Annotated in this window: 14 protein-coding genes; 7 read left to right on the top strand and 7 right to left on the bottom strand. The window is 69.3% G+C overall.

What is annotated here, in order from left to right; translation table 11 throughout:
• Nucleotides 1-123: 123 nt before the first annotated feature.
• The 3 genes from OG218_RS01020 to OG218_RS01010 all read right to left on the bottom strand — a co-directional run bounded on the left by OG218_RS01020 (nucleotide 124) and on the right by OG218_RS01010 (nucleotide 2677).
• Nucleotides 124-885, bottom strand: coding sequence for a phosphotransferase (locus tag OG218_RS01020; protein ID WP_328291347.1), 762 nt, complete (start codon nucleotides 883-885; stop codon nucleotides 124-126).
• Nucleotides 886-1127: 242 nt separating this feature from the next.
• Nucleotides 1128-2117: a CU044_5270 family protein gene (locus OG218_RS01015; RefSeq protein WP_328291346.1), complete on the bottom strand. Its 990-nt coding sequence runs from the start codon at nucleotides 2115-2117 to the stop codon at nucleotides 1128-1130.
• Between the two features lie 11 nt (nucleotides 2118-2128).
• Nucleotides 2129-2677 carry an RNA polymerase sigma factor gene (locus tag OG218_RS01010; RefSeq protein ID WP_328291345.1) on the bottom strand — a complete coding sequence of 183 codons (549 nt, stop codon included), beginning with the start codon at nucleotides 2675-2677 and terminating at the stop codon, nucleotides 2129-2131.
• Nucleotides 2678-2790: 113 nt separating this feature from the next.
• On the opposite strand from OG218_RS01010, the gene OG218_RS01005 reads away from it, so the two are divergent.
• On the top strand, nucleotides 2791-3081 hold the full coding sequence (locus OG218_RS01005; protein WP_328291344.1) for a hypothetical protein: 291 nt from the start codon (nucleotides 2791-2793) through the stop codon (nucleotides 3079-3081).
• Nucleotides 3082-3244: 163 nt separating this feature from the next.
• On the opposite strand, the gene OG218_RS01000 is transcribed toward OG218_RS01005, so the two are convergent.
• Nucleotides 3245-4336, bottom strand: coding sequence for a hypothetical protein (locus OG218_RS01000; RefSeq protein WP_328291343.1), 1092 nt, complete (start codon nucleotides 4334-4336; stop codon nucleotides 3245-3247).
• 113 nt (nucleotides 4337-4449) lie between these two features.
• On the opposite strand from OG218_RS01000, the gene OG218_RS00995 reads away from it, so the two are divergent.
• Together OG218_RS00995 and OG218_RS00990 are read left to right on the top strand one after the other, a co-directional pair.
• Nucleotides 4450-5070, top strand: a complete 621-nt coding sequence (locus tag OG218_RS00995) for an aminoglycoside 6-adenylyltransferase (RefSeq protein ID WP_328291342.1) — start codon at nucleotides 4450-4452, stop codon at nucleotides 5068-5070.
• A 66-nt stretch (nucleotides 5071-5136) separates the two neighbouring features.
• A complete protein-coding gene (locus tag OG218_RS00990) occupies nucleotides 5137-5265 on the top strand; it encodes a hypothetical protein (RefSeq protein ID WP_328291341.1) in 129 nt (42 codons plus the stop codon).
• Nucleotides 5266-5387: 122 nt separating this feature from the next.
• Here OG218_RS00990 and OG218_RS00985 read toward each other — a convergent pair whose 3' ends face one another.
• Nucleotides 5388-5831: a hypothetical protein gene (locus tag OG218_RS00985; protein ID WP_328291340.1), complete on the bottom strand. Its 444-nt coding sequence runs from the start codon at nucleotides 5829-5831 to the stop codon at nucleotides 5388-5390.
• Nucleotides 5832-5991: 160 nt separating this feature from the next.
• Here OG218_RS00985 and OG218_RS00980 point away from each other — a divergent pair, with 160 nt between their 5' ends.
• Nucleotides 5992-6870, top strand: coding sequence for a hypothetical protein (locus OG218_RS00980; protein WP_328291339.1), 879 nt, complete (start codon nucleotides 5992-5994; stop codon nucleotides 6868-6870).
• Nucleotides 6871-7074: 204 nt separating this feature from the next.
• On the opposite strand, the gene OG218_RS00975 is transcribed toward OG218_RS00980, so the two are convergent.
• Nucleotides 7075-8088: a phosphotransferase family protein gene (locus tag OG218_RS00975; RefSeq protein ID WP_328291338.1), complete on the bottom strand. Its 1014-nt coding sequence runs from the start codon at nucleotides 8086-8088 to the stop codon at nucleotides 7075-7077.
• Nucleotides 8089-9075: 987 nt separating this feature from the next.
• On the opposite strand from OG218_RS00975, the gene OG218_RS00970 reads away from it, so the two are divergent.
• Entirely contained in the window at nucleotides 9076-9207 is a 132-nt protein-coding gene (locus OG218_RS00970) for a hypothetical protein (protein WP_328291337.1), read from the top strand.
• 60 nt (nucleotides 9208-9267) lie between these two features.
• Here OG218_RS00970 and OG218_RS00965 read toward each other — a convergent pair whose 3' ends face one another.
• Nucleotides 9268-10569, bottom strand: coding sequence for a hypothetical protein (locus tag OG218_RS00965; protein ID WP_328291336.1), 1302 nt, complete (start codon nucleotides 10567-10569; stop codon nucleotides 9268-9270).
• Nucleotides 10570-10761: 192 nt separating this feature from the next.
• Between OG218_RS00965 and OG218_RS00960 the strand changes: the two genes are divergently transcribed.
• Together OG218_RS00960 and OG218_RS00955 are read left to right on the top strand one after the other, a co-directional pair.
• Nucleotides 10762-12027, top strand: a complete 1266-nt coding sequence (locus OG218_RS00960; RefSeq protein ID WP_328291335.1) for an IS256 family transposase — start codon at nucleotides 10762-10764, stop codon at nucleotides 12025-12027.
• 231 nt (nucleotides 12028-12258) lie between these two features.
• Nucleotides 12259-12654, top strand: coding sequence for a hypothetical protein (locus tag OG218_RS00955; RefSeq protein ID WP_328291334.1), 396 nt, complete (start codon nucleotides 12259-12261; stop codon nucleotides 12652-12654).
• The last annotated feature ends 61 nt before the right edge of the window (nucleotides 12655-12715 follow it).

The raw sequence follows: 12715 nt of genomic DNA, 5'->3' as shown, positions 1-12715 counted from the left end.
CTTCGAGGGCGTCCCCTGACCGCGAATCACGGGTTTCCGCCTCGTCCGCTTCTCGCCATGACCGCGACGTGGCCGGCAGCTCAGGACCGCGCACAACGCGGGATGACCGCGCGGTTGCCCCGCCTACGTCAGGGCCTTCCGGTTCTGACTGAGCCAGGCGACCGAGGCCCGCAATCCACCGGCGTGGTCCTCATCGCGCATGACGGCGTAGGCCGGGTCGCCGCGACGGATCTGCGTCTCCATGTGAGCGGCCAGGCTCGCCAACCGGACCAGGGCCAGGTCGATCAGCTCCGCTGGCTGTGCGCCCAGGCCGTAGGTGTTGGCGAGTAGGTGCAGACGCCGCCTGCGGTCGGGCTCGGCCGGCCAGCCGAACACGTCCAACCAGGCCGGCGGGTAGAGGGGGACGAGCTGGTAGGCGGCGAAAGCCAGGTCCCACATGCGGTTGGAGGGGGCGATGGTGTCCCAATCGATGATCCCGACCACCTGGCGTCCTCTGAAGAGAAGGTTCCAGGGGGACAGGTCGTGGTGACCGATGCAGTCGACCTCGACGGGCAGGGCCACGTCCATGACGCGCCAGTCCGTTGGGGCAGGGGGCTGAAAGCCTTGGGTGTGGTCGTGCAGGCGCCGGATGGCTGTGGCGACCGAAGTCAACGCTTCCTCGGAGCGGACGTCGTCGGTGAAGGGGGTCAGCCCCGCGGTCCCGGGCAGGTAGCTCAAGGTGTCGAGGCCGTTGGCGGTGGAGATGAACCGGGGTGCAAGGTCGAAGCTGCTGCGTTCGAGGTGTTGCAGCAGGGCCGCGGCGTTGGGGCCGCTGCTCTTGCGCACGACGGTCTGGCCCTCCTTGGCGGGGCCGGAGAAGCGTCCACCGGGTAGCGAGTCAGTCACCATCGGCACGCTAGCGATGCCCTCCATGATCGCGTGCCGAGACTTGGCGGGCCCGTCCTGAACAGACTGGTCTCCGGGACGCCCCGGCCGGATGAGCCTCGCGGCACGACGGGTGCGCCCGCGCACCGCGGGATCACCGTGCGCTTCGCGCGCACCGCGGGATGACCGTGACGTCGCGCAGTGCGGGCGGGCGGTGCGACTCCCCTCCTTGATCGCACCGCCCCCAGCCGGCTCGCCCGGTGTCAGCAGCTGTGTTCGGGTACCGAACCGGGTCCGCATCCAGGAGGGACGGACAGCGGCGCCGTGGAAGCGGGCTCCTGGGCGAGTTCGGTCATGCGGTAGACGACGACTCCGTCCCTGTCGACGTTGCGCGTCTCCAGCAGCTCGCCGGTGGTGGGATCGAGGATGTAGACGTAGCGGTAGCGGTTCTGGTCCAGCTCGTCGCGCTCGATGGCGGTGCCAGTTCGACCGGCCGCATCGGTCATGGGTCCGAGGACCTCAGCACCGGGCACGCGTGCGGCGACCTCCCACAGCGCCCGACGCAGCGCCGGTGACGCCGGACTTTCGGTCAGCAGGTCGGTGACCGTCACGAACAGCTCGTGGTCCTCTCCGGCCGGGTGGTCCTTGACCGCTGCACGCAGCAGGGTTCCGAGAGCTTGAGGGTCGGTGGGTAGGGCGTCGAGGTCCGCCCAGGACAGGCTGCGGCCCCCCACCCCAAAGACCGCGGGTCCATCGAGACTGGTGGTGACGACCTCGGCAGGGTCGACCGGCTCACCGTCCAGTGCACCGGAAACCAAGGTCTCATCGCGCAGGACGGACTCACCGTTGCGCGACTGCCAGATCTCTCGTTGCAGGGGCTTGGTGGCGGGGTAGTCCTGTTCGGAGTGGACGTGCCAGTACGCCGCTCCGGCGGCCTGGTCTGGTTGCTGACCGGCGGCCTGGGCAGTCACGAGGAGGACCTGCTCGGCCGAGGCCGGCGGGGCACTGGCGACGGGCAGCACCAACGCCACGGCGGCGGCTGCCGCGGCACCAGCCAAGGCGGTGATGGTCCACCGCCGCGTGGGCCGGCGCTTGGACTGGCGGTGGTGGCGGCGCAGCGCCAGGACACGGGTGTCGGCCTGCTCGATCGCTTGCTGCAGCTGGCGACGGCCGGGCTCGAGCTGCTCGCGGGTCGGTGCGCTGGTCTGCCCGGCCTGCTGGGCCAAGGCATCGAGGTCGAAGGGCGTGGGCATGGGAGCTCCTTTCAGGCTGAGGTGGCCGAGGCGGTCGCCAGGACGGCGCGGGCTCGTTGGCGGGCTCGGCTCAGGCGGGTGCGGACGACGGCCGCGGTGGTGTCGAGGGCCTGGGCGGCTTCGGTGGTGCTCAGGCCCTCCCAGGCGGTGAGCAGGAAGGCTTCGCGCTCGGCGGCGCTCAGCGCAGTCAGCGCTCGACGGAGTTGGTCGCGTTGAGCGTGGGCGTCGATCCGGTCGTCGACGGCGTGCCAGTCGACGCCGACGTCGGTGTCGATGAGGGCGTTGGGTCGCCTGCGGCGTAGATGCTCGCGGACGAGGTTGGCGCTGATGCCGTACAGCCAGGGCAGAGCCGAGCCGCTCTTGTGGGGGCGATAGCGGACGCGGGCTTCCAGCGCGGCGACGAAGACGTCACCGAGGAGGTCGTCGGCCGCGGCGGAGCCGGCGCGGCGGGCGATGAAGTCGAACACCGCGGCTGCGTGTCGTTGGTAGAGGTCGCCGAAGGCGTGCGGGCGCAGCAACGACTGAGCGAGAAGCTCGTCGTCTGTCGGCTCGTTAGTCACCACAACCTGTCTATGCGCTGAGCACCGAAAGCGTGACAGTGATCTCTGTCGCTACCGCCCTCAACTCGCCATGTCCGGTGTCCGCCCTGGCGTCAACCCGTCACGCTGTCGGGATGAGTGCACTGGTGGGGTCACGCGTGGAGAAGGCGGTGCAGCGGCTGGTACCCCTGGTGGCCTCGCGGTCGCTGGATCGTGATGACCGGCTACGGGCGGCCCGGGCCCTGGTGACGCTTCTGCAGGACGGGGACCCTGTTGCTGCTCATCTGGTAGCTGGTGATGTCGAGCGGAATCGAGCACCGGCGACGGAGGCGCTGCAGACGAATGGGGCGCCCGCACGTAAGGGTCGGGTGCGTCGGGGGCTGCGTGCAGCAGGAGACCTGCTGGACTTCCTCAACCCGTTCTGACTCCTGATCACCACGACCTGGTTGGCTCCGAAGGCGACCGATCTGAGCGCACGCCTTCCGCAGGATGATCGTGCGCCCGCCCACCGCGCGGGATGACCGCAAAGTTCTAACCAGGTCAGTCTGGCAGTCGAGAGCCTGCAATTCGCGAGGCCACCGGTGGCGGCTACCAGTTCAGCGAAAAGTAGTCCGCCCCGCGGGCGCGTAGCAGGGCAGTGGTGGTTCCGTCGTCAAGGCCTGGGCGCATCGCGGTTTCCCAGCGGGCGTTGAAGGCCACGATCCATGCGGCTGCGGCGGTCGCGGCGCGCTGCTCAGCCATGTCGAAGCGGACGCCGCGGGCTCGTTCGTAGTCCTGCAGGAAGGCCAGCGTCTCCTCCGGGGTGGACAGCCCGCCGCCGCTGCTGGAGCTGGAGGCGTAGCCGGCGGCGGTGAACCCGGCGATGACGGCCTCGGCGTCGGCGACCAGTTCCCAGTCGAAAGTGCCCACCAGCTGCCCGTCAGCGACGGCGCAGTTGCCGGCGTACCAGTCGGCGTGGCCGACCACAACGTCCTGACTGCGGTAAGTCAGGACCTGCTCGCTGGCGCGCCTTGCGAAGGCGTCCAGCCACTCGTAGCCCGGCGGGCACGTGGTGAAGTCCACGATCGGGTCGTGCGGGATGGGCCAGGGCCCGTGCTGGTACTGACACCACGACGGCCCCGCACCTGCCCGGGCGGGCAGGGTGTCGCCCTGGCGCAGGAGGTCGATGTGCTGAGCGAGCCCGTCCGCCAGCAGCCGGCGGATGACCGGGTCCAGTCCGTTAGGGGTGGCGCCCTGGCTGAGCAGCGCTTCGGCAACCAGCACGTGACCCTCGACCTCATCAGGTCCTGAGTGCGGCTGCGGGCAGGGATAGCCGGCGGCGACCAGCAAGGACTTGGCCGCAGTGGCCGCGGTCACGGCCTGGACGTCGACGGGCTGACGGTGGGCCTTGATGACGACCTGCCGCCCGTCGGCCAGCTCCACACCCCACACGGCGTCGATGCGCCCAGCCCGAAAGCGGACCGAGCGGATCGGCTCGCCCAGGCGGGCGAGGGTGTAGCGGCTGAGGAAGGTCAACACCTGCGCCGCGGTCACCTCACCCAGCACGGCCCGTTCGGTGCCGGACAGCGCCGCTGATGTGCCGTTCAGCGCTGTGTCCTCGAACTTGTCCTCGAACGTCATGTCGTCGTGCGGTGCGTCGCCGCGAAGTGCTGCGGTCGCCTGGTCATCGGGGGCCGTCACGGGCGAAGACTTCCACGTGCCCGCAACCGGCGGTAAGGCTTGGAGCAGAGCGGGTGTCGCGGTGTTGGGGGATGATCTTGTCGAGGCGTCGGTGGTTCTGACACCGTCTCGGCGTGGACTACGACGCCGTGATCGGCACCTTGACCCACTGGGCCGACGCTCACGACAACGTGCGCGCGCTGCTGCTGACCGGTTCGGCGGCCGCCGGCCAGACGCACCCGTTGTCCGATCGCGACCTGGAGGTCTACGTCGAGGACCTCGCCCCGGTGTTGGCCGACGACTCCTGGTGGGACCAGCTCGGCGAGGTCCTGGTCGTCGAGCGCTTGCATGCTCCGGGCTGGTTTCCTTCCCGCGTCGTCTACTACGCCGGCGGCAAACTGGATCTGACCGTCATCCCCGCCGGGCAGATCGCTTTCATCCCGCGCGACCGTCCCTTCCGGGTGCTGGTCGACAAGGACGGGCACGCTTCGGCGCTGTCTCTCACATCCCCGACGTCGGCGTTGCCGTCGGCGGGCGAGTTCGAGCAGGCGCTGCACTGGGGTTACGCAGCGGCACTGATGTGCGCCAAGGCGGCGGTGCGGGAGGAACTGTGGATGGCCAAGGTGCGCGATCGTGACCTGAAGGAGCAGTTGCTGCTGCTGATCGAGTGGGACCACCGGGCGCGCTACGGCGCCGGGGTCGACGTCCGATACCTGGGCACCCGGATGCGGCAGTGGATGGACCCCGACGTGTAGGAGGCCCTCGAGGACTGCTGGGGGCGCTTCGACGCTGTCGACACGGCCGCGGCGTTGCGGGCGAGCATGGCGTTGTTCGCCCGCTTGGCCGAGCGGTTGGCCGATCAGCTGGGTTTCGAGGAGTTCGATCACGAGCGGTTGCGTGCGGAGGTCGACACGATCCTGTCGACGCGCCTGGACCTGGCCGCCAGCTGATCAGAACGGGGCCCTGCGCGGCTACAGACGTCCTGGCCAGCGGGAGGACCGTGAGGTCGTCGACTTCCCCGACGTTGGCGCGACCTCGGATGCGGGGGCCAGGTGATCGCCGCGTCTCAGGACTAGAGGTACTCCCGAGCCAAGCGCATGCACATTGCCTCGATCTGGTTCTCGTCGGCACCCGGCCGGCCCGCCTCTTTGACCGCGTCCACGAAGGGCCGCAACTGCTTGGGCGCCCCAAGGGGGTCAGCCGCACCCCAGACGATGCGTCGAGCCGCCCTGGTGGCGTCGAGTTCGCCGATGACAGCAGAACGGGCGGTGTACCTGGCGTACTGCCAGCCGACTTCTTCCTCGTTGAGTCGGGGTGCGCCGAGTTCATCGAGGGCCAGGTGAAACTCGCAACGCTGGGCTTCCTGGTCGCGCACGTCGGCCGCGGCCGTGCGACGCAGCGCGGGAGTGTCAGCTCCTGCTTCCAACGTAGCGACGGCCCAGAAGTAGATGACGGCCGGGTCCATGCCTTCGAGCATCAGGCGGGCGCGGGTGTCTGCCAGGTCATCGAGATTCACGCAGGCAGCGTGTCAGAGCAGGTGAGACCCATGTCCGGGACGTCGCCGGTAGCTCAGGCCCGCGCACAACGCGGGATGACCGGATGGATGTGTTCGAGGTGACACCCATCAGGGTGTGATGAGCCCTGCACCGCGAGGTGGTGTGCGAGACGCTGATGTGGTGACGACAACCGGACTGTCGGACGGCTCTGGGAGCCTTGCGGATTCGCGCGCCAGCAAGGTCGGTGACGGCTTCGGCGTCGGGGCGACGCGGTGGTGGCGCCGGCTGGCGGGTGCGGGCGTGGTGGCGGTGCTTGCCGCGGCCGTCGGCGCCTTGGCCACCGGTGAGGACGGCGTCGATCGTGACGCCGGGTTCTGGGCGCTGGTGGTGCTGGGGTGCAGCTACGCCGGGGTGCTCGTCTCCTTCCTGGTCTCCGGCTCCGCCCGGGGTGGACGGCTGGTGGCCCGTCATGCGGGTGCGGGTGCGGGGCTGGGTTTGGTGCTCGCGGTGGCGTTGACGGTGTGGGTCGGCGACGTCGCCTGGCTGGGGTTGTGGCTGCTGATTTGCCTGCCGGCGGGAGCGCTGGTGGGTGCGGTCACAGCCTGGGTGGCGTTGATGCTGCCGCGGCGGGTGGTGTCGTGGGTGGCGCTGCTGGGGGTGGTAGCCATGGCGTCACTGGTCTGGTCGACGTTTCGGCCGCAGCCGCCCTATGACCTGTTCGCGGTGGATGCCACGGAGCAGGTGAGTGCCGCGGGTGGTGCGGTGGGGCTAGCGGAACGCGTCCGGGCTGCGGTGGAGCGTGCCGGCGCCGGGGGCGACTTCCGCACCGACACGTCCTGGGCGGCGGTCTCGAACGAGGTGTCGGGTGATCTCGGTGGGGCGCGGCCGCACCTGCGGTTCACCGTTGATGAGGACCTGCCCGTCTCCACCGTTACCGGTGAGCGGGTGCGGGTGATGACGGTGCAGGTGCGTGGGGGCGGGGCTGCTTGCGTGATCACCGATGCTGGTGCTGTACGGGTCGTCGACGGGACCTGTCAGGACCTCGACGTGCTCCGTTAGTGAGCGGTCGGAACCCTCGCCTCCACGGTGACCTGCATGAGGTGGATGTGTCCCTGGCCGAGCACATGCGAGTGATCACATCGCCCACCGACCACCTGGTCATCGCCGAGACCGCGAGGTCGCAGCCGCCGGCGACAGCGCGCGCACCGCGGGATGTCCGTGAAGTGGTCTGAGCAGGGTCACCCCTCCGGGACAGGGGCGTGGTCAGGTCTGAACCTGCACCTCGACGTCGATCCCGGTACGGGCACGCAGGAGTGCTCGCGCCTCACGCACCGGTCCGACGAGGAAGGCGCGGAACTCGGCTCTGGTCGCGGCGTCCAACCGAGTCCCCGACTCGATCGAGGGCAGCACGTTCAAAAGCCACCTCACAGTCGTCAACACCTCGAAGTACGCCAACTCCTCCAGCGGATCACCGGCGCCGACCGTGGACGCGTACTCCTGGCGCACGGCCTGGGCAAAGGCGTCGAAGCCGCTGCGCTGCATCAACGTGCACGTCCAGGCCAGGTCGAAGCGGGGATCGCCGATCCGCCAGTCCCAGTCCAGCACCCAAGGCCGTCCGGAGCTGTCCACAAGCACGTTCCACGGGTGGTAGTCGCGGTGCAGGATCACCGGCCGCAGGCAGGGCACCAGGTGCCGGCGTTCGCGCAGCCATCCCAGGACGTTGGACAGCCCGACCCGCACCACGCCGGCGCTGTCGCGGTGCAACTCCGCAACTTCACGCTCGACGTAGTCGAACTCGCCCTGATCGGTGTCGGCCGGTTCCAGCAGGCGGGGATCCAGGGCGTGCAGCGCCCTCAGCGCAGCGGTGAACGCGCTCACCAGCTGGGCCTGCGTACCCGGGTCGGCGGCCTCATGAGCCTGCCACAAGGTCACCCCCGCAACGTGCTCCATCACGACGAACGGGCGCCCCAGGTGGTCGGCGTCGGGCTCCAGCAGCACCGCGCGGGGCACCGGGTAGTCCACGGCGCGCAGCCGCTGCAGGGCTTGCCACTCCCGCACGGCGTGGGCGCGTCCGTCCTCGTCCGGCGCGTAGGTCTTGAGCACCAGGCGCACCGTGGGCGCAGTGCTTTCCTCGTTCCGGTGCAGGTCGAAGGTGTAGAGGCTGCTGGCCCACCCTCCGCTCACCTCCTGCAGCAGCCCCGGTGAGTGACCGAGGTGTTGCGCGCCAGGCCGGGACAGGTACATGCCCAGCCGAGACCGCAGCTGCTCCAGCGTCATCGCTCACAGCGCAACGATGAGGAGAGCACGGGCTCCCGAAGGCGTCCCCACCAACGTCTGTCGTAGCTGGTCACGTCGCGACTGTCGCAGGAAGGGAGACATCAGGCCACTGCTCCCTGTGCCGTGGACCTCCGCCGCTTCGGCTGCAGCACGTCCGTGTGACGCCTGGCCGAGCACCATCGCGAACGGCGGGATATGCGGGTGATCGGCGCGCTCGTCGTGCACGCGGTCATCGCCAGATCCGGTCGTCGCCAACCCCGGGGCGACAGCGCTCACACCGCGGGATGACCGGACGTGTCCGAAGCGAAGGAGCTGTGCAGGAGGGCAAGATCGCCGGTTGACGCGTGCTGCACCTGCCATGGTGAGGACGTGCAGGTCGTGTCGGGGCAAGGGGCTGACCCTTGGGATTGATCAACACTGTCGGTCCGGGGCTGGTAGCCCTGGGCGTTCTGGGGTTGCCGGTGCTAGCTGCCGTTCGATGGCGCTGCTGGAGCGTGTGGGCGGTGGGGCTGTACCTGCTCAGCGTGGTGTTGCTGGTGGTGTGGACGGTGAAGAGCGCGGTGATCGCGGACAGCAGCTACGACAACCCTCCGGCGTGGCCGGCTCTGCCGTGGATGATGGCTGCGGTCGTTTCCGCGGGGGTCACCGGGGCGGTGCTGTGGGCTCGTCGGGGGCGTGGGCGGACGTCCCGGCCAGCGGGATGACCGGTAGGTCTCCTGACAAGATCGGCAGGTGTTTTGGAAGCCGCCGATGCAGGAGAAACCTCCGCGTGACGAACGCGTCGAGGCGTGTCGCGACCGCGGAGCGCACCTGCAGCACGCGGACGGCCGCCAGGCGGTTCTGTACTGCCGCATCGACACCGGGTGAACCTGCACGGGCGGGCACCTGTGGTGGCGGGGCTGGTCAGCCCCGCACTACCGGCTCGAAGGGCTCTGGTTCGAGGACGACGACCTGGTCAGCGACTTCATTACGGTCGGGCAGGAGCTGGTGGCGACTCTGGACGACTTTGATCGTGGTGTCTTCGTCTTCGTCGGCGAGCAGTGGCGGGTGCGGTGGATGGAGGCTGACAACTCTCGTGCCTTTCGTGAGAGGCAGGGCATCGAGGTCTATCAGTCTTGACGTCCACCGGATCGCGGGATGACCGTGACGTCCCGACACGTCGCAGTTGTCGCAGTTGGCCTATCCGGTCATGTTTCGGGCCCTGATCTCCGCGAGAGCCTGGGCCGCGCCAAGTAGCGCCTCGTTGAGGTGCGGCAGGTCTGGCTGCTGGGCCAAACGGAACCGCTTCCTGAGCTTGGTGACGGCGCGGTCTAGGTCCTGACGAGCCCACTCGGCCACGTGCTCCAGCGGACCCTGAGGGGACGGGGCCGTCGTGCGGTAGTGCACCTCGACGCGGTCAGTGAAACGGCGTGCCGTCACCGCCTGGGGGTCGCGCAGCGCGGCGGGCCAGACATGGTCGTCGTCGAGGGCCTGGACGTGGACCACGAGGTCGACACCGGGTTGCCCACCCGACTCCCACCACCGTTTCCAATCGGGTGCGGCGGCCATCAGCTCGACCGTGGCGTCCAGGCACTCGGCGTACCCGAACAGGTCGAAGCCTTCGACGAAGAACCGCGCACCGCCCTGAATCCACTGCGGGAACTCGTTGCCCTCCGGGGCATCGAAACCGCGTCCTTCGACCACCACAGCAGGCCGGGGCAGGTCCGCGGTGACGGCCTCGACGACCGGCGGCGGTTCCACCGGAAGCGACGGGCTGGGTGAGACGGGGAGGGTGAGCGTCACGGCGCCGCGGGTGGTGTCGAGCCAGTCCGAGTAGGGCGTCAGCTGCACCGTCTGCGAGTCCAGCCACCGCAAGGTCGTGGCGGCGCGGGTGAATCCCTCGCTGGAGGAGTAGGCCAGGTGCTCGTCCGAGACCGCGACGAGGTCCCCCTCGTCGCGGCGGTGGACCAGGATCCGGGACCGACCGAAGCCGTCGTCGGCCAGTTCGACGAGCACGCTGGCCCGGTGGCGCCGGTCGGGGCTGACCTTGGGCGCGCTGGACCAGAGGAACCTCAGCCCGTCGCCCAGCACGGCCTGGCGCACCAGATCCAACCGGGCGACGTCCATCGATCGCGCCTGGGCCAGACGGAGAGCGGCGCCGTGGACGACGTCCAGGACGAGGAGCGCCCGCGCTGGGGCGCTCAGGGCGGCGACGCCGGCGGGCAGCGTCACGCGGGCGGATTCAGGACCTTCGCGGTGGTCGGTGTCGACGACGACGTGCACGTGGTCGAGATCGGCGGTGTGCTCCTCGCTCACGCGGTCGAGGTGCAGCAGGAGCGTGGAGTTCTTGCCGTGCAGGTCTTGCGCTGCCAGGGCCCGGGAGTAGGCCTCGCACACGCGTCGGGCGGTCTTGGCGAACGCGTCGGCGTCGGCGTCTTCGCTCCACGGTCGATCGACGTGGCCGCTGTAGGGGTAGACGTCGATGGTGTGGAACCGGGGCATGTGTCCTCCTCGCTGCTGCTTGTGTGAGCTTCTCAGGCCCGGGTTGTGGACTGGGAGTGCGAGGAGTGCGAGTGGAGTCCACCAGAGTGGTGTACGACCAGGCCGGGGACGGGCGCGCCTGACTCGTAGAGGACGGCCACCGCGTGATGCTTCGAACTGAGTTCCCGCTCAAGACCGAAGAGAGACCACGCGATGACCGCCAACCCCATGATGGACCCTGCCCACTTCGTCGACGAGCAGCTCGCCCAGGCCAGCCCGGACCTGCTGCGCGAGCTGATGTCCACGTTCATCAACACCCTCATGTCCGCTGACGCCGACGCCGTCTGCGGAGCCAGCTACGGCGCCACCAGTCCGGACCGGATGAACTCTCGCAACGGCTACCGACACCGCGACTTCGACACCCGCGTCGGCACCATCGACGCCGCCATCCCGAAGCTGCGCTCCGGTACCTACTTTCCCGACTGGCTGCTCGAGCGACGTCGGCGCGCCGAACGGGCCCTGACCACCGTCGTCGCCACCGCCTACCTGCTCGGCGTCTCCACCCGCCGGATGGAGAAGCTGGTGGAGTCCCTCGGCATCACGAGGTTGTCGAAGTCGCAGGTCAGCGAGATGGCGAAGGACCTCGATGTCCAGGTCGAAGCGTTTCGGACCCGTCGTCTCGACGCCGGCCCCTACACGTTCGTCGCCGCCGACGCCCTCGTGATGAAGGTCCGCGAAGACGGCCGGGTCGCCAACGTCCACGCGATGCTCGCCGTCGGTGTCAACGCCGACGGTCACCGGGAGATCCTCGGGCTGCAGACCTCGAGTGCAGAGGACGGGGCCGGCTGGTTGGGCTTCTTTCGCGACCTCACCGCCCGAGGCTTGACCGGCGTCCGCCTCGTCACCTCCGATGCCCACGCCGGTCTGGTCGCCGCGATCGGCGCCACATTGCCCGGCGCGTCGTGGCAGCGGTGTCGAACGCACTACGCCGCGAACCTCATGGCCGTCACACCCAAGACCAGTTGGCCATGGGTGAAGACGTTGCTGCACAGCGTCTACGACCAGCCTGACGCCGACTCCGTGCACGCCCAGTTCAACCGGATCCTGGACGCCGTCGAGCAGAAACTACCGAAGGTCGCCGCCCACCTGGACGCCGCCCGCGCCGACGTCCTCGCGTTCACCGCGTTCCCCAAGGAGGTGTGGCGTCAGGTCTGGTCGAACAATCCGCAGGAACGGTTGAACCGGGAGATCCGCCGCCGCACCGACGTGGTCGGGATCTTCCCCGACCGTGACTCCTTGATCCGTCTCGTCGGGGCGGTGCTGGCTGAGCAGGACGATGAGTGGACCGAAGGCCGCCGCTACCTCGGTCTGGACCTGCTGGGCCGTTGCCGCCTGATCACCCTGCCCAGCGGGGTCGCGCGCACTGAGACTACTGCGGAGGTGAACTCCGACCTCACGATGCAGGCCTTGACGGCCTGACCGCACGGAGCATCACGTGGCGAGTCGTACACCACCTCTGGGGACTTGACCGGAGTGCGTGCACCGCCGCGTGGGATGACCGTGCGCTTCGCCGCACCGCGGGATGACCGTGCGCTTCGCCGCACCGCGGGATGACCGTGCGGTCGATGTGGGGCGGCAGACGGCCTAACACTGTGGCGACCGCACCCTCGTGGTGGCTGCACGAGCACCTACCGGGCGAAGATGGAACCCGTGTCGACTTCCTCCCCCGCGGACCCGACCAGGGCACTGACCCTGCGTGAGCGCGAGGCGATCATCGCCGTGCTGGAACGGGGCACCAACATCAGGAAGCTTCCCATCACCACCGCCGACCGAGCCCGGTGGCTAAGTCAGGTGCCCCACACCCTGGCCGGCCGCTCGTGCGAGTGCGGCATCTGCCCCTCGATCGAGCTCACCGACGCCGAGGGCCATACCCCGGCCACCGTCGACGGTCGCGTCGTGCTGCAAGCCGAAGCTCCCGGGGCAGTGCTGCATCTCTTCATCGACGAGGACCGACTCAGCTACCTGGAACTGGCGCCCCTGGCGGGCGACAGCATCACGGTGTTCCCCGCCTCCACGGACATCACCACGGACCTCAGCACCTGGTGACTGCCGCCTAGCCATCGCCGAGAAGGCCCGTTGCCGGTCCCGGATGTCCGCGCGCACCGCG

Origin of the sequence: Kineococcus sp. NBC_00420, assembly GCF_036021035.1 — a bacterium.
GTDB lineage: Bacteria > Actinomycetota > Actinomycetes > Actinomycetales > Kineococcaceae > Kineococcus.
This window is presented reverse-complemented; position numbering and strand designations above follow the sequence as displayed.